This window comes from Pseudoalteromonas sp. '520P1 No. 423' (assembly GCF_001269985.1).
Lineage (GTDB): Bacteria > Pseudomonadota > Gammaproteobacteria > Enterobacterales > Alteromonadaceae > Pseudoalteromonas.
On the sequence record NZ_BBZB01000001.1, the window covers coordinates 1,681,437 to 1,696,907 of the forward strand.

The following is a 15,471-nucleotide window of genomic DNA, read 5'->3' on the forward strand; positions in this document are numbered from 1 at the left end:
TTGTTAATCGCTGTTTATAGCTCTATATAAATATCACCTTTCATATACAGCTTTGCTTTGCCTCTCAATAGTACTTTGTCACTTCTTAATTGGCACTCTAACTCACCACCACGTTGAGATATCTGTTTAGCTGTTAATAATGTTTTATCTAATCTATTTGCCCAATAGGGTGTTAAGCTTGTATGAGCTGAGCCGGTTACAGGATCTTCATTTACGCCAACATTTGGACCAAACCAACGAGATACAAAATCAACTTCGTCACCAGGTGCGGTAACAATAACGCCTCTTAATGGTAGCTGAGATAATAAAGACAGATCTGGTTTCAATTCTCGAATGACTTGTTCATTTTCAAAAAGTAATAAATAGTCATCTGATGCTAAAATTTCTAAAGGAGGGCGACCAAAAGCACTTAATAACGGGCTTTTAATATCACATTCATGAGCATGTTTAATTGGTAACTCAAGTTCAAAAATTTGCTCATTTTCATGTGCAGCATCATTAAAGTGACATACGGTTAAAATACCTGAACGCGTCTCAAAGTTAATTTCGGTTTCTTTATGTCCAAATTCATTCACTAATACCCAAGCTGTTGCGAGTGTGGCATGACCGCATAAATCAACTTCAGTTTCAGGGGTAAACCAACGTAATTTAATGTTTTCATTATCAATAATATAAAAGGCGGTTTCAGATAAGTTATTTTCAGCGGCAATTTTTTGTAAAGTATCATCGTCTAACCAGGTATCTAAAGGCACTACAGCTGCAGGGTTGCCTTTAAATTGCGCGTTAGAAAATGCATCAACTTGAAAAATGGCATATTTCATATTTATTCCCTTTTATATTTTTAATATTTTTATTTTCAAGCTTTAAGCACTGAAGCTTGAGTTTATTTCTAATATTTATCTCTATATTTTTCTACCCATAACTTAGTTGCACCACATACTGCTACAGGCATAACAAGTAAATTTAATAATGGAATAGTGGTAAAAATTAACACTGCAAAACCAAATCCATATGAAAGACCTTGGTTTTGTTTGAGTTGCTGTCTTGTTTCTCTAAAATGGATCTTATGATTATCAAATGCAAAATCTTGATATTGCACACTAAACATCCAGCATGTAAATAATACCCAGAGGACTTGTCCAAAAATGGGTAAAAACCATAATAATAAAAAGAAACCAATGGCTCTTGGTAAATAATAAACTAATTTAGTCCCTTCTCGGGCTATTATTCTCGGCACATCTTTGATGGTATCTAAAATTTTGTCATCATTTATGGCTTTACCCGTTAAATGTAATTCGACTTTTTCAGATAATAGGCCATTAAATGGTGCGGCTATGAAATTAGTAATGATGCTGAAAATACTGGTATAACTAAATAATATCGTAAATATGGCGATAGGCCATAGGAGCCATTCTAACCAACTTAGCCAAGTAGGTAGTAAATCATTTAAATATGAAAAACCTTGTGTAAGCCAGTCATAAATAAAAAACAATGAGCCACCAAATAACAGCACATTAATTAATAATGGAATTAAAACAAAGCGTTTAAGTCCTTTGGTATTGATAAGATTAAAACCAGCTAAAAAGTATTGAAACCCTTGAGAAGACTGCACTTATGTTCCTTGTAAAAAATAATAAACTAAAAGCCTTTTTTATCGAACAGATATAGGCGTAAGAATAATTGAGTATAAATAAATTGTTTTTTATTAAAACCTCTTTAATAAAGATAAGCGTAACAATATATTTTTCCAACAATTTATTTAATTTAATCGGTACTTATTAATATTGAGTGCGATTTAATATCAATATATTTTATTTCTGATAAAATTAGCGGCCCAAAACCTGATAGATAATAATAAAAAGATACATGCGCCTGAGTACCATTAAGCTGGTTGGCTTCAAGTCCTTTGTTGAGCCTACTAAAATACCCTTTCCAGATCAAATGACCTGTGTTGTTGGACCTAATGGCTGTGGCAAATCAAATGTAATTGATGCCGTACGTTGGGTGCTAGGCGAAAGTTCAGCAAAAAACCTGCGTGGCGATGCCATGACAGATGTTATTTTTAATGGTTCAACATCTAGAAAGCCTATCTCTCAAGCTTCTGTTGAACTTATTTTTGATAATACCCAAGGTCGTTTACCAGATACTTTTGCTAGCAGAAACCAAGTTTCAATTAAAAGGGCTGTTAATCGTGAAGGTATGTCATTTTATTTTTTAAATGGCAGTAAATGCCGCAAGCGTGATATCACAGATATATTTTTAGGCACAGGTTTAGGTCCTCGCAGTTACGCCATTATTGAACAGGGCATGATCTCCCGGTTAATTGAAAGTAAACCCCATGAACTACGCACATTTATTGAAGAAGCCGCAGGTGTTTCTAAATATAAAGAGCGCAGAAGAGAAACTGAAACTCGGATACGCAGTACACGTGAAAACTTAGAACGTTTATTAGATGTACGCCAAGAATTACAAGCTCAGTTAGATAAGTTGAATGAACAATCACAGCAAGCTAAGTCATATTCGCAATTTAAAGCACAAGAGCGATGCTTAAAAAGTGAATTGGCAGTTTTAAAATGGCAAAAACTGCAACAACAAATCGCAGTGACAGAAGAAAAAATAAAAAAGTTAGAACAAGAAATTCAATTTTATCAACAAGCTCATATTGGTCATGAAGATGTCCTTGCCTCACTAAAAAGTGAAATAGAAGCGGTTACGCAAAAGCGCCAAGCAATTCAAGAGTCAGATTATAAAACCACAACAGAATTAACGCGTTTTGAAACACAAAAAGTGCATTTAAAACAAAAAAGACAAGAGCTAATAGTTCAAATTGAGCAATGTAGCTCTAAAGTAGTGGCATTAACAGCAAGTCAAAATACACTTAAAAAAACGCAATCTGAAAATAAGCAAGCTGAACAACTGGCTCAGGAAAATCTGGAAATAGCAAAATTACGTGTTGCTGAAAATGAAATTCACTCTAATGAATTACATCAAAAAAACCAAGACGCATTTAAAAATTGGCAAAATTTACAAAAGCAGTTTCATGAATATGAAAAGCAAACTCAAAAAAACGAATTAAATATAGAGAAAATTCTCAATACGTTAGAGTTAAATGAAAAACAACAGCAAGACTGTTCGCATCAGCTTAATCAATTAGAGCAACAAAATAGTGCTAACGAACTGGCGAAGTTACAAACAGAACAAATACAATTAAAAAGTGACTTAGCACAACAGCAATTAGCACAAAACAAAAAGCAGAATTTAATTGGTTTACAGTTACAAAAACAACAAGACATTCAAAATGAATGTGAGCAATTACAAACTGAATTTAGTCAACAAGAAGCACAGCTAAAAGCATTAAGCGATATCGTCAACAATGTTGCACTAAATAAGGATGGACAAACAAACTCACAAGATATTCTGCTGTTTAGCCAGCTTAAAATACACAATGGATTTGAGTTAGCCATAGAGCATGCATTACAGCAATTTAAAAATGCAAAAATATTTAAAGATTATGAATCGACAAAAAGCGAAGGCCATAGTATTTGGCGCAGTTACACTGATAGTGCTTCTGAGATTGCATTAGCACGAAAAGTGGCATCTGGTACTTTTCCTGATGTATTAGAACATATTGCACTGATTGAAAACGAAGCCCCAGCTAAAGTAATTTTAAAAGATAAAAACTGGTTTGCATGCATAAACAAGCAAGGCACATTATTTGGTAGAAACTGGGTATTAGATGCTCAAATTGATGAGTCAGCATCATTAATCTTAAAAGCAAAAAAAATAGTATCAATCGAGCAAAGATTAACAGAATTAGCACATAAACGTGATGTACTGAAACTTAAACATCAACAACAAACAGATCTCATATCTGAGCTTAAAAGTGATGATGAAGCGCTTTCTGGGCGAATTCATCAACTAACCCAGCAAGATGTTGCTGTTTTTACACGCTTAGATGTATTGCAATCACAGGCTCAACGATGGCAAATACAAGTAAATGAAATTACGCTCAAATTAAAACATCTACAAGAGCAATATAATCGGCATCAAGATGAATTAAAACATGCAAAATCGCTTTGGGAAAACATTGAAAATGAGCAGTTGCAATCAAAAACGCAGTCAGCTGAGCAAGCGTATGAACAGGCAAAACAAGAATTAAAACGATATCAGCAGCAATTTGAACAACTTAAAAATGAGAATCATGACGCGAGTTTGGCATTTGAAACGGCTAAGAATACGTTAACTTTAGAGCTAAATCAGTTAGCCCATATTCAAAAGTCATTAGATGAAGCCTTAACATTACAAAAATCACTGACTGAGCAAGACCTAGAATTAGAATCGCCTATCAAGCATGTTGATGAGGAAATTCAACGTTTGTTACAGAAAAAGCAATCCTTAAAAACTGCACAATTAGAGCAAGATAAAGTGCTAATTAAAGCAAAAGAGGGGTTGTCATCCAAAGAGCGTGGCCAAAAAAATGCGCAAGGCGAATTAGCTAACATACAAAAAAAATTACAACAGCTACAAATTGAAAAGGAGGGCAGTGCTGTAAGAGCATCGGCTTTACTTGAACCTTTAATAGATTTGAATACTAATTTAGAATCAGTACTAAACCATTTACCAGAGAATGCAAAAAGTAGTATTTGGCAAACAAGATTATCTGAACTTGCGATAAAAATAGAGGCTTTAGGGCCAATTAATTTAGCTGCGATTGATGAGTATGAAAAAGCTAAAAATAGAAAAGAATACCTTGATGAACAATATCAAGATTTATTTGATGCGCTAAATACATTAGAAACGGCGATTCAAAAAATTGATAAAGAAACCAAAAACCGCTTTAAAGAAACATTTGATGCGTTAAATGCAGGGTTAAAGGAATTATTTCCTAAAGTTTTTGGCGGAGGTCACGCATATTTAGAGCTGACCTCAGATGATTTATTAGAAAGTGGTGTCTCTATCATGGCCAGACCACCGGGAAAGAAAAATTCAACAATTCATTTGCTTAGTGGTGGAGAAAAAGCGCTGACCGCATTATCATTAGTGTTTTCCATCTTTAGGCTCAATCCTGCGCCATTTTGTATGCTGGATGAAGTAGATGCGCCATTGGACGATGCTAATGTTGGACGTTTTTGTCGTTTGGTTGAAGAAATGTCACAATCTGTGCAGTTTATTTATATCAGCCATAATAAAATTGCGATGGAAATGGCTGGTAGTTTAGTGGGTGTCACTATGGGAGAACCCGGTGTATCTCGTATGGTTGCCGTTGATATTGACCAAGCAGTTGAAATGGCTGTTAATTAACTAATATAATGCTATAAATAGAATGTACTGCATTAAAAATAAAAAAGGGTAGAGGCATGGCCGAAGAGTTAAGATGGGTTTTAGTGATCATTAGCGCCTTAGTGATTGGTGGATTATTATTACATGGAATTTGGTCTGTAAGAAAAAAAGACGAAACCCCATCAGGTGAAGCCAAAATAAACACTAGCAGTAAAGAGCAAGCACCATCAGTTGAAATTGCAGATGAGTCTATGGATGTGCCTAGTATGGTTGCAGACAGAGATGAGCCTGAGATTGGTGATATTAGCGTTCAATTAGATGAAGACGATGATGTGAAATCTGCTACTGACAAAGAAGCGTCAGGTACTCAAGAAACGCCTGAAGCAGAAGAGCCTAAAGATTTTATAATAGTTCATATTCAAATGCCTACAGGGCTAACTATGCAAGGTTCTTCTTTATTACCTTTATTACTTACTTTAGGGTTTAAATACTCAGATGAAGGGTTCTTTAATCGTCATAAAGACCCTTCAGGCGATGGACCTGTACTATTTAGACTTGTTAATATGTTTAATCCAGGTACCTTTGATATAGATAATATGGAGCAGTTTTCAACTGCCGGTATAAGTTTATTTATGACACTTCCTTGTGAAGGCGATACATTACCCGCATTTAATATGTTACATAGCGCAGCTAAGAAAATAGCAGATGAATTTGGCGCAGAAATATTTGACCATAAGCGCGAATTATTAACTGTACCTACAGTTAGACAGTATGTTGAAAAAATAAGAGAATTTGGCTAAAACCAAGTTCTTAAAATCATATATTTATAGTTTATAGCCACCTTTGGTGGCTTTTTTGTTGATAGAGAAAACCATGTCGGAAGATATTTTAGAACAAATAAATAGCCTGAAATCAGTACTTGAAGAGCATAACTATAAATATTATGTTTTAGATGAACCAAGTATTCCAGATGTTGAATACGATAGATTATTTAAATCTTTAACCCAACTAGAACAACAAAATCCAGAATTTATTACACCAGATTCACCAACTCAAAAAGTAGGCGGACATGCACTAGCTGGCTTTACGCAAGTGACTCATGAAGTGCCTATGTTATCTCTTGATAACGCATTTGATGATGCTGAGTTTCATGCTTTTAACAAGCGTTTACAAGACAGACTAAAAGAGTCCCACACTTTTGAGTTTTGTTGTGAGCCTAAACTTGATGGTTTAGCTGTCTCAATTTTGTATGAAGATGGTGTATTAGTACAAGCTGCAACACGTGGAGATGGTGCTACGGGTGAAAACATCACTGAGAATGTTAAAACGATACGTAATATCCCTTTAAAATTACGTGGTTCTGGCTATCCAAAGCGTTTTGAAGTACGCGGTGAGGTATTTATGAATAGCGCTGGCTTTGAAAAAATGAATGAGCAAGCACAGTTAAATGGTGACAAAGTATTTGTCAATCCAAGAAATGCAGCAGCAGGTAGTTTGCGTCAACTTGATTCAAAAATTACGGCTAAAAGACCTTTAATGTTTTATGCCTACAGTACAGGTGTCGTTGAAGATGGCGAATTGGCACAAGATCACTTTGAACAATTAACTCAGTTAACGCAATGGGGCATACCTATGAGCCCTGAGACTAAGTTAGTTAAAGGCGTTGATTCTGCACTAGCTTATTATCAAGATATTGGTGAGCGCCGTACCAGCCTAAAATATGAAATTGATGGCGTTGTAATTAAAATAAATAATAAAACATTACAGCAAGAGTTAGGTTTTGTTGCCCGTGCTCCAAGATGGGCAATTGCTTTTAAATTTCCGGCTCAGGAAGAATTAACTAAGTTATTAGATGTTGAATTTCAGGTAGGTAGAACAGGCGCTATCACACCTGTAGCGAGACTCGAGCCCGTATTTGTTGGTGGTGTAACGGTTTCTAATGCAACTTTACATAATCAAGATGAGATAGAGCGCTTAGGTATCAAAATTGGTGATACTGTGATTATTCGCCGTGCCGGTGATGTGATCCCTAAAGTGGCACAAATAGTATTAGAAAAGCGTCCTGATAATGCCGTAGACATTACTTTTCCTAATTCTTGCCCTGTGTGTGATTCTAAAGTAGAACGTTTAGCTGGAGAAGCCGTAGCACGATGTAGTGGTGGTTTAGTATGTGAAGCCCAAAGAAAAGAGGCCATTAAACATTTTTCTTCTCGCAAAGCATTAGATATTGATGGTTTAGGAGATAAAATAGTTGAGCAATTGGTTGATAGAGAGTTAATTCATACACCTGCTGATTTATTTATTTTAAAACAAGGGCATCTGGAAACGTTAGAGCGTATGGGACCTAAATCGGCTGAAAACTTAATTGCATCTTTACAAAACGCAAAAAAAACCACTTTATCACGCTTTTTATATAGCTTAGGTATTAGAGAGGTTGGCGAAGCAACAGCCCAAAACCTAGCAAATCATTACCTAACACTTGAGAAAGTAAGCCTAGCAAGCGTAGAGAGCTTACAAGATGTATCTGATGTTGGCGAGATAGTCGCAAAACATGTAAATTTCTTTTTTAGAGAGCAGCATAATAAAACAGTGATAGAAGATTTAATGCAAGCTGGTGTTCATTGGCCTGACATTGAAGTTAAGTCTGAAAGTGAGCAGCCTTTAGCTGGCTTAACTTATGTTTTAACGGGTACCTTGACACAAATGGGGCGCTCAGAAGCAAAAGCGAAATTGCAAACTTTAGGCGCAAAAGTATCGGGTAGTGTTTCTGCAAAAACTCATGCTTTAGTTGCTGGTGATAAAGCAGGCTCAAAACTAACAAAGGCGCAAGACTTGGGTCTTAAAATATTAACAGAACAAGACTTAGTTGATTTGTTTTTAGATCATAATGTATGAATAGCTTAATTACTTTTTTTAATCAGGTTTCTAACCAGCTTGCAAGCTGGTTTTTACCTCATCTAAGTCAAATCGCACTGACAATTATCGTGTGTTTAATAGCGCTATACGCAAATGACTTAAATAAGTTTATTAAACGACTATTTTCCCGTAAGCACTTTATTATCCGTACAGTGATTTTTATTATTGTCAATGCGTTTGGCTTTGGTGCATTAACCCTATTTGCAACGCCTTTATTAATAAAGTTACTGTTATTGTTTGGCAAAATATATATGCCTTGGTTTTTGCTGGTGGCTTTTATTATTTTAGGTGTATTAGCAGATAGAAAAAATCAAATTTAGAGACTTTGCATATGAATGTTCGAGGAAATTGTAATGCGTTTTGGACCTGAGTTTTGGGATAAACATGGTGTTTATCGTGCACCTATCGCATTGAGTGTTTCATTTCTTATTTTATTAAGAACTTACATAATTTGGATTTTTTCAGCGGTATCAAGGCGTCCTGATTTAGATTTAATGTCATTGTTTTATCGCAATAAAAATGATTTTTTTATTGCTTTAGCGATTGGGGCATTAGCATTAATACCCGCAGTGATATTTTCTTTAAGGCGACCTAGTAGCAATCCTAAATTAGCAAAATCTTGGCGGTTTATGAAAACGCCTTTGGTTTTGTGTTGTGTACTTGATTTGGCTTGGCTATTGATACAAGCAAGAAGTCATCATTTTCAGTTCTCTGCTTTTCTTGCTATACAATTGTTATTAGTTTCTTGGGTATTGTTCTATTTAATACGCAGTAAATACTTACCCGTATTTTTTAACGATTGGCCGACAAAGTAAAACAAACCTTTGCTAAAATCTGGCATTTTGAGATAGGGCCTATTTCAATCATAGAAACACTTTGTTCACTTTCTCCCTTAAACCAGAAAAAACCTTGGTTATCTATATGGTCCAAGCTTTTTATTATATCACCATATTTAGGATGTTTAATAAGCAAAGCATTACCATGTTCAGGCTTAAATATGTTTAACCAAGTATGCAGTAAAACATAACTTTTATCTGGTATACGAGGCGACATACTGTGCCCCGTAATTCTTATTAGCTTAAAGGGCATTAATTCAGCTTAGGATAAACTAATGTTTGTGCTGGTGGGTATGGACACACAGCTGTGAATGTTTCTACACCCTTAGTGATCCAAAATATTTCAGCAAATCTATTTACTTTGTTTAATAAATCTAAAGTAGCATCTTTATCTATATGCTGTTTTGCCTTCGAGCTAGCTAACATAATACTATGCGTTAATTCATGTAGCTCTGGAAATTTTTCTAATTGTGGTTGCTTAATATAATCACCCCAAATAATTCGAACTTCTTCTTTTACTTTATTACCGTGATCTTCTTTTTGATTTAGTAGGCGACTAAATTGGGCTTGATCATTAGCGGTTAAATCTGTTTTTTCATTAAGCTCATTTAACAAATCAACCATTCTGATCATAGTTAACACTGCAATTTGAGCTGAAATAGGATCGTATATTTTGCAGGGAATATCACAATGTGCGGATGCAGTTGAAAAACTGAATTTTTGATCTAATTTATTTACTAAGTTAAATAGCATGATTATCCCTTCTTCGATTGTTTGTTTTTGTTTATTAATTTGTATGCAATAAATCCAACGGCAATTACTGCTGGTGCAATCCAAAATAAATGAATTAAGTCTGCAGATGCTGCATTGTGATCATGTCCAGGGTGAGCAAAAGCAGTTTGTGTAGTTAGCAATGCGCTACCTAGTAATGCTGAAATAACCTTTTTATTGTTCATTGTTCAATACCTTTGATTTTAATGGATGATAGGCTGTGATGAGTTTATAAACTCTTCTGCTGCGTGAAGAGAGTCTAAACAAGGATCACAAATAGGATGTTGCTGAGAAAACTCTAATAATGGCGTTAGTGTTATTTTTAGCGCTCTTAATGCGATTAACTGCATGGATTCAGATTGTGTATCGTCTTGCGTAATACTCAACATATGCTCATGTGGTGCTTTTAAATAATATAAAGCGGTTTGGAAGTCACCTTGAATTTCAAACAGAGCTGATAAATTGTGCATTCCTGAGATCCAGCCAAGTAGTAATTGAATGTTTTGAGGATCACTAGACCATAAAGCTTCTATATGGCTAATTGCATTTTGATAATAATATTGTGCATCAAACCAGGCGCATTGCTCAAAAAATGCATTGCCTGTTTTCATCATAGATTGCCAGTTTTCCATTTAATTACTTTCTTGTAATGATAATGATTTGCATTTATATTGTTTTTTGTGTGAAATGTAAAGAAAAAAAGTTTTTTGAATGAAAAATATTAGGAGAGTAATATGAAAAAGTTAATCATAGCAGCGGCCTTAACCTGTGGTCTGGTTCAAGTTAATGCAGCAGAGCATAGTGTTAAATTATTAACTTCAGGTAGTAAAGGTGCAACTATGGTAATGGAACCTGGATATATACAAATTGAAAAAGGCGATGTTATTAACTTTATTCCTAGCGATGTCAGTCATAATGCACAGTCTTTTTCAGTGCCTGATGGCGCAAAAGCATTTTCAACCCCCTTTGGTAAACCAACTAAGGTAACTTTTGATATAGAAGGTGTTTATTTATATAAGTGTTTGCCGCATACCGTTATGGGCATGGTAGGGTTGATTCAAGTTGGTAACGCAATTAATTTAGATGCTGCCAAAAAAGATTGGCAAGAAGTGATACCGACAGTCGCTTTGAATAAAGGACGTATGGATAACTACCTTAAAAAAGTAAATTAAAGAGAGTAGGTCTATCTTGGATAGACCTACTCGAAATAAATGTAATCAATATAGTGAAAACTGTATTGCTAATGAATTTTTGAAGGAAGTTGCTCTTTGAGCTTATCAAATCTTTGTTGCTGTTCATCATCTAGCTTTTCAGATTCTATGGTTTTTTTACATTTATTGATTAAAGCTGAATTTAAACTCTCACCAGATTTTGAAGCATTAAGCATACTTTGTAATAAATTAAGGGCTATACTGGCATTTTTTGGCATAACTCTAAAAGCTTGAGAAAAAGTTTCAATTGCTTTTGGAAATTGGCCTCTTTGATATTGCTCTACAGCATTGTTATTAAGCTCTCGAGGACCATGTTTAATTTCATTTCTCTCTTGTTTTTCTTGAGAAATATAAGCTAAGAGTGTTTTGTCATCTACTTTGTATTGTAAGCAATGTTGATTGATTTTATCAAAAAGTAAACTCGCTTTATGATGAAATCCAAGTTCATGCAATGCTTTTGCTTTATCTAATGAATCATCAACTGAGCGGATAGGGTCACCTTCATTATCGAGTTGATTAATGAGTCCAAGTGCTTTTTCTCTTTCGTCTTTTAGGTAATGAATACGTGCATGTAGAATATCAAGTTGCTCTTGCGTATCAGCATCCGGAAATTGTGTTTTTAATTCATTTAAACACTCACTAGATTGCCTTGTTAATCTAGTAACTAATTCGGTTTGATCTGTTGTTAAAGCATAATCAACACCGGCTCTAGCGACATTTAAATAAATATTAGGGTGATGATGAATTGAATTTTTTGCAAACTTTAAAATATTACGGTTAGCCGTATAATTATTTTCATAATCATGATTTAATCGAGCAACATTAACTAATTGATGTTGTCGATTAATATTTCTAGGCGCCATTTGTGTTGCACCTACTAAGTAGTTTTGTGCGCTATCATAATTTTTTAATTGTAGCTCTAATTTACTGAGTAAATCGTATGAGACAAGTCTGGTTTCTGGACGTTCAAGCATAGATTCAAGTAAATTTTGCGCAAATTTGAATTCACTATTTGCAATCAATGATTCTACAAGACCAATTTTTGCCCAAGTAAATTTTTGGATCCCTAAAACAGACTTAAAAAACTCTTTAGCTTCAGCAAACTGATTTAACTTAAGTAATAACTCTCCTTTTAATCTTAAAAGAATAGGGGTGTAATTATATACTTTGGTGGAAGCTAGCTGTACTTTTATGACTTTTAAAGCTTTAGAGTAATTTTCAACATCGATAAAATCATAAATTTGAGCTAAAGTTGTTTTTCTATTTAATAACTTTTCAATTCTGGTACTGAGTTCTTTTTGTGAAAAAGGTTTAGCTAAAAAATCATCAGGCTGTAATTCTATAACGCTATGAACAAGAGCGGGGCTGGTTTCTGCACTGATAAAGATAAAACCTGTAGTACGCTTAACAAGCTTTTTATTTTTGAGTTCCTCATATAAATGATAGCCATCTTTATCTCTGCCTAAATTGAATGAGCACAGAATTAAATCAAACTTACTACTTTGACACAGGCGTAATGCAGTTTGTGCGTGTTCGGCACAAATAAGATCTCTAAAACCAATGCTTTCTAGAGATTGCTTCATATAGCTCTGTGCTAAAGGTTGATCATCAATAATCAGTACTTTAGTTTTGTTAAAGGTTTTATCTATCATTTATTAAATATAGTCACTGTGTGTAACTATGAATATATTAAACAGATCTGTGCCTGACAAGTGGTATTAAAGATATTTAAACCAAGAGGTTAGTTTTTGACAATTTAATGGTAATTAAGATAATAACGAGGTTTAAATTTATTTTAACTTACAAGATGATTTTTACAAGAGGCTATTATGTGGTGGGTGATACTGGACTTGAACCAGTGACCCTCGCCTTGTAAGGGCGATGCTCTCCCAACTGAGCTAATCACCCACATAATAGGATTTTTAAATGAATGCATATGGTGGGTGATACTGGACTTGAACCAGTGACCCTCGCCTTGTAAGGGCGATGCTCTCCCAACTGAGCTAATCACCCACATAAATCTGTTATTGTATCAAAATGGTGGGTGATACTGGACTTGAACCAGTGACCCTCGCCTTGTAAGGGCGATGCTCTCCCAACTGAGCTAATCACCCAATTTGATATAACTAATATGCATTTTAAATATAATAAATGGTGGGTGATACTGGACTTGAACCAGTGACCCTCGCCTTGTAAGGGCGATGCTCTCCCAACTGAGCTAATCACCCAGATATTATATTCTTAATCGTAAAATGGTGGGTGATACTGGACTTGAACCAGTGACCCTCGCCTTGTAAGGGCGATGCTCTCCCAACTGAGCTAATCACCCAGATTACGATTTGTATTATTTATAAATGGTGGGTGATACTGGACTTGAACCAGTGACCCTCGCCTTGTAAGGGCGATGCTCTCCCAACTGAGCTAATCACCCAGATATAAATGCTACTGTAATAAAATTGGTGGGTGATACTGGACTTGAACCAGTGACCCTCGCCTTGTAAGGGCGATGCTCTCCCAACTGAGCTAATCACCCAATTTCATTATCAACAATGCTCTTAACTTTTTAAAAGATAACCCCGTTGTTGTGGAGCGCTATTATAGGTATGGAACGAAAACTGTCAATACTTGAATGCAATATTTTAAGTTATTTTATTTTAGCTGAATATATAATAAACAAAAGTTTGTTTTTTAAACTTATATTTAGCTTTATATGAAGTTTTGCCTGTTCTTAGGTGAGTTCAATAGATCTCTAAGTAGAAAAAACCCCATGATAAAGATTTATAAAAAGATTAATAAATGCTGAATATTATATTCGCACTTACTTAATTTATGGTTTTTTTATGTAAACTTAAAACTTAAAACTTAAAACTTAAAACTTAAAACTTAAAACTTAAAACTTAAAACTTAAAACTTAAAACTTAAAACTTAAAACTTAAAACTTAAAACTTAAAACTTAAAACTTAAAACTTAAAACTTAAAACTTAAAACTTAAAACTTAAAACTTAAAACTTAAAACTTAAAACTTAAAACTTAAAACTTAAAACTTAAAACTTAAAACTTAAAACCGAAGTTTATGTGGATAGGTTTATTAAGCAGAACCAATCTTAATAGCTATATCATTTTTTAAAAGAATTAAGTATTAAAATAAATAGCCATTATAGATGTATACCTATCTTTATTGTGTTTTTTGCACATATAAGGCAACTTAGATTGATGGTATCAGAGCTTAGGATAGAGTAGGCGCGCAGATTTTATGTTTTTAAAAGCTATCCAACAAACTAACCGGATACTTTTTACTATATTTGCTTATTTAAGCATCAGCTTGTTGAAAAACTTATCAGTTAGCAATTGTTTTATAAAAAACTGTTGACTTTAAAATGGTGTCTGCATAAAATGCGCCCCGCACTCAGCGATACATACATGTGAATTACTGAGTAAGTAATGGGGCTATAGCTCAGCTGGGAGAGCGCTTCGCTGGCAGTGAAGAGGTCTGCGGTTCGATCCCGCATAGCTCCACCAGGTTACTTTTGCATTGTCCTAGTGATACATATCTAAAAAGATAACTGTGTCCCCATCGTCTAGAGGCCTAGGACACCGCCCTTTCACGGCGGTAACAGGGGTTCGAATCCCCTTGGGGACGCCAATTAAGTTTTTATACTTAATTAATGCTGAAGCTGAAAAGCAACTTTAACCGAGTTTAGAGTTAGCATAAAGTGTAAATAGAAAACTCATATGGTAAGAGTTTAAATAACCAGTCCTAGTGACACTGACTGTTTGATTACTTTTGATAAAAGTAACATAAAACAACCGTGTCCCCATCGTCTAGAGGCCTAGGACACCGCCCTTTCACGGCGGTAACAGGGGTTCGAATCCCCTTGGGGACGCCACTTTCTTTAATTAGAATGTGAAAGTCAGCAGTACAATTTAATCGCTTAGGCGAAGCTCGTATGTTAAGAGTTTAAATAACCAGTCCTAGTGACACTGACCGTTTTATTACTTTTAATAAAAGTAACATAAAAACAACTGTGTCCCCATCGTCTAGAGGCCTAGGACACCGCCCTTTCACGGCGGTAACAGGGGTTCGAATCCCCTTGGGGACGCCACTTTATTAAAAGTGTAAGTCAGCAATACAGTTTAATCGCTTAGGCGAAACTCATATGGTGAGAGTTTAAATAACCAGTCCTAGTGACACTGACCGTTTTATTACTTTTAATAAGAGTAACATAAAAACAACTGTGTCCCCATCGTCTAGAGGCCTAGGACACCGCCCTTTCACGGCGGTAACAGGGGTTCGAATCCCCTTGGGGACGCCACTTTATTTAAAGTGAAAGTCAGCAATACAATTTAATCGCTTAGGCGAAGCTCGTATGGTAAGAGTCTAAATAACCAGTCCTAGTGACACTGACCGTTTTATAGATTTTATTCTTTTTTTAAGATTAAATTTAAACAAAAACAAC

13 protein-coding genes and 12 tRNA genes are annotated in these 15,471 nt (G+C 35.0%); 11 read left to right on the forward strand and 14 right to left on the reverse strand.

The annotated features are described in order from the left end of the window. Positions 1 to 14: 14 nt before the first annotated feature. Positions 15 to 821 (reverse strand): PhzF family phenazine biosynthesis protein, encoded by an 807-nt coding sequence (locus tag PSA_RS07685; RefSeq protein ID WP_042145814.1) that lies wholly within the window; start codon positions 819 to 821, stop codon positions 15 to 17. A gap of 68 nt (positions 822 to 889) precedes the next feature. Then, the gene (cysZ, locus tag PSA_RS07690) at positions 890 to 1,612 is read right to left on the reverse strand and encodes a sulfate transporter CysZ (RefSeq protein ID WP_042145812.1); all 723 of its coding nucleotides are present in this window, start codon (positions 1,610 to 1,612) and stop codon (positions 890 to 892) included. A gap of 254 nt (positions 1,613 to 1,866) precedes the next feature. On the opposite strand from cysZ, the gene smc reads away from it, so the two are divergent. The 5 genes from smc to PSA_RS07715 all read left to right on the forward strand — a co-directional run bounded on the left by smc (position 1,867) and on the right by PSA_RS07715 (position 9,011). Further along, entirely contained in the window at positions 1,867 to 5,301 is a 3,435-nt protein-coding gene (smc, locus tag PSA_RS07695; protein WP_042145808.1) for a chromosome segregation protein SMC, read from the forward strand. A 56-nt stretch (positions 5,302 to 5,357) separates the two neighbouring features. Further along, positions 5,358 to 6,080, forward strand: a complete 723-nt coding sequence (locus PSA_RS07700; RefSeq protein ID WP_042145805.1) for a cell division protein ZipA C-terminal FtsZ-binding domain-containing protein — start codon at positions 5,358 to 5,360, stop codon at positions 6,078 to 6,080. Between the two features lie 73 nt (positions 6,081 to 6,153). Then, a complete protein-coding gene (ligA, locus tag PSA_RS07705) occupies positions 6,154 to 8,175 on the forward strand; it encodes an NAD-dependent DNA ligase LigA (protein WP_042145803.1) in 2,022 nt (673 codons plus the stop codon). Then, positions 8,172 to 8,516 (forward strand): DUF3392 family protein, encoded by a 345-nt coding sequence (locus PSA_RS07710; protein WP_042145801.1) that lies wholly within the window; start codon positions 8,172 to 8,174, stop codon positions 8,514 to 8,516. Before ligA ends, PSA_RS07710 begins: the two co-directional genes overlap by 4 nt. Before the next feature lie 33 nt (positions 8,517 to 8,549). Then, positions 8,550 to 9,011 carry a DUF2919 domain-containing protein gene (locus PSA_RS07715; RefSeq protein ID WP_231665231.1) on the forward strand — a complete coding sequence of 154 codons (462 nt, stop codon included), beginning with the start codon at positions 8,550 to 8,552 and terminating at the stop codon, positions 9,009 to 9,011. On the opposite strand, the gene PSA_RS07720 is transcribed toward PSA_RS07715, so the two are convergent. Genes PSA_RS07720 through PSA_RS07735 form a run of 4 tightly spaced genes read right to left on the reverse strand, consistent with a single transcriptional unit; the run spans position 8,989 to position 10,435 of the window. After that, positions 8,989 to 9,285: a S24 family peptidase gene (locus tag PSA_RS07720; RefSeq protein ID WP_269432778.1), complete on the reverse strand. Its 297-nt coding sequence runs from the start codon at positions 9,283 to 9,285 to the stop codon at positions 8,989 to 8,991. The genes PSA_RS07715 and PSA_RS07720 overlap by 23 nt on opposite strands. Then, the gene (gene sodN, locus PSA_RS07725) at positions 9,285 to 9,785 is read right to left on the reverse strand and encodes a superoxide dismutase, Ni (protein ID WP_042145793.1); all 501 of its coding nucleotides are present in this window, start codon (positions 9,783 to 9,785) and stop codon (positions 9,285 to 9,287) included. The genes PSA_RS07720 and sodN overlap by 1 nt, the downstream gene beginning before the upstream one ends. Before the next feature lie 2 nt (positions 9,786 to 9,787). Continuing rightward, a complete protein-coding gene (locus tag PSA_RS07730; RefSeq protein WP_042145791.1) occupies positions 9,788 to 9,988 on the reverse strand; it encodes a hypothetical protein in 201 nt (66 codons plus the stop codon). Positions 9,989 to 10,006: 18 nt separating this feature from the next. Continuing rightward, positions 10,007 to 10,435, reverse strand: a complete 429-nt coding sequence (locus PSA_RS07735) for a hypothetical protein (RefSeq protein WP_042145789.1) — start codon at positions 10,433 to 10,435, stop codon at positions 10,007 to 10,009. Positions 10,436 to 10,537: 102 nt separating this feature from the next. Here PSA_RS07735 and PSA_RS07740 point away from each other — a divergent pair, with 102 nt between their 5' ends. Beyond that, a complete protein-coding gene (locus PSA_RS07740; RefSeq protein ID WP_042145787.1) occupies positions 10,538 to 10,975 on the forward strand; it encodes a pseudoazurin in 438 nt (145 codons plus the stop codon). Positions 10,976 to 11,043: 68 nt separating this feature from the next. Here PSA_RS07740 and PSA_RS07745 read toward each other — a convergent pair whose 3' ends face one another. The 8 genes from PSA_RS07745 to PSA_RS07780 form a co-directional block, all read right to left on the reverse strand. After that, the gene (locus tag PSA_RS07745) at positions 11,044 to 12,666 is read right to left on the reverse strand and encodes a response regulator (RefSeq protein WP_042145784.1); all 1,623 of its coding nucleotides are present in this window, start codon (positions 12,664 to 12,666) and stop codon (positions 11,044 to 11,046) included. A 180-nt stretch (positions 12,667 to 12,846) separates the two neighbouring features. Next, a tRNA-Val gene (locus tag PSA_RS07750) sits at positions 12,847 to 12,922 on the reverse strand. A gap of 29 nt (positions 12,923 to 12,951) precedes the next feature. Further along, a tRNA-Val gene (locus PSA_RS07755) sits at positions 12,952 to 13,027 on the reverse strand. A gap of 25 nt (positions 13,028 to 13,052) precedes the next feature. Beyond that, positions 13,053 to 13,128 (reverse strand) — tRNA-Val (locus PSA_RS07760). 38 nt (positions 13,129 to 13,166) lie between these two features. Next, positions 13,167 to 13,242 (reverse strand) — tRNA-Val (locus tag PSA_RS07765). A 25-nt stretch (positions 13,243 to 13,267) separates the two neighbouring features. Continuing rightward, positions 13,268 to 13,343 (reverse strand) — tRNA-Val (locus PSA_RS07770). Positions 13,344 to 13,369: 26 nt separating this feature from the next. Then, positions 13,370 to 13,445, reverse strand: a tRNA-Val gene (locus PSA_RS07775). A 26-nt stretch (positions 13,446 to 13,471) separates the two neighbouring features. Further along, a tRNA-Val gene (locus PSA_RS07780) sits at positions 13,472 to 13,547 on the reverse strand. Positions 13,548 to 14,457: 910 nt separating this feature from the next. On the opposite strand from PSA_RS07780, the gene PSA_RS07785 reads away from it, so the two are divergent. The 5 genes from PSA_RS07785 (at position 14,458) to PSA_RS07805 (ending at position 15,327) form a co-directional block, all read left to right on the forward strand. Further along, positions 14,458 to 14,533: transfer RNA gene (locus tag PSA_RS07785), tRNA-Ala, on the forward strand. A gap of 48 nt (positions 14,534 to 14,581) precedes the next feature. Further along, positions 14,582 to 14,657: transfer RNA gene (locus PSA_RS07790), tRNA-Glu, on the forward strand. A gap of 168 nt (positions 14,658 to 14,825) precedes the next feature. Continuing rightward, positions 14,826 to 14,901 (forward strand) — tRNA-Glu (locus PSA_RS07795). Positions 14,902 to 15,041: 140 nt separating this feature from the next. Then, positions 15,042 to 15,117 (forward strand) — tRNA-Glu (locus PSA_RS07800). A gap of 134 nt (positions 15,118 to 15,251) precedes the next feature. Next, positions 15,252 to 15,327 (forward strand) — tRNA-Glu (locus tag PSA_RS07805). Positions 15,328 to 15,471 lie beyond the last annotated feature (144 nt).

What these genes read in the sequence shown, in the direction of transcription:
- PSA_RS07685 (WP_042145814.1), bottom strand. Translation starts at nt 821, where the DNA reads ATGAAATATGCCATTTTTCAAGTTGATGCATTTTCTAACGCGCAATTT.
- smc (WP_042145808.1), top strand. Translation starts at nt 1,867, where the DNA reads ATGCGCCTGAGTACCATTAAGCTGGTTGGCTTCAAGTCCTTTGTTGAG.
- PSA_RS07700 (WP_042145805.1), top strand. Translation starts at nt 5,358, where the DNA reads ATGGCCGAAGAGTTAAGATGGGTTTTAGTGATCATTAGCGCCTTAGTG.
- ligA (WP_042145803.1), top strand. Translation starts at nt 6,154, where the DNA reads ATGTCGGAAGATATTTTAGAACAAATAAATAGCCTGAAATCAGTACTT.
- PSA_RS07710 (WP_042145801.1), top strand. Translation starts at nt 8,172, where the DNA reads ATGAATAGCTTAATTACTTTTTTTAATCAGGTTTCTAACCAGCTTGCA.
- PSA_RS07715 (WP_231665231.1), top strand. Translation starts at nt 8,550, where the DNA reads ATGCGTTTTGGACCTGAGTTTTGGGATAAACATGGTGTTTATCGTGCA.
- PSA_RS07720 (WP_269432778.1), bottom strand. Translation starts at nt 9,285, where the DNA reads ATGCCCTTTAAGCTAATAAGAATTACGGGGCACAGTATGTCGCCTCGT.
- sodN (WP_042145793.1), bottom strand. Translation starts at nt 9,785, where the DNA reads ATGCTATTTAACTTAGTAAATAAATTAGATCAAAAATTCAGTTTTTCA.
- PSA_RS07730 (WP_042145791.1), bottom strand. Translation starts at nt 9,988, where the DNA reads ATGAACAATAAAAAGGTTATTTCAGCATTACTAGGTAGCGCATTGCTA.
- PSA_RS07735 (WP_042145789.1), bottom strand. Translation starts at nt 10,435, where the DNA reads ATGGAAAACTGGCAATCTATGATGAAAACAGGCAATGCATTTTTTGAG.
- PSA_RS07740 (WP_042145787.1), top strand. Translation starts at nt 10,538, where the DNA reads ATGAAAAAGTTAATCATAGCAGCGGCCTTAACCTGTGGTCTGGTTCAA.
- PSA_RS07745 (WP_042145784.1), bottom strand. Translation starts at nt 12,666, where the DNA reads ATGATAGATAAAACCTTTAACAAAACTAAAGTACTGATTATTGATGAT.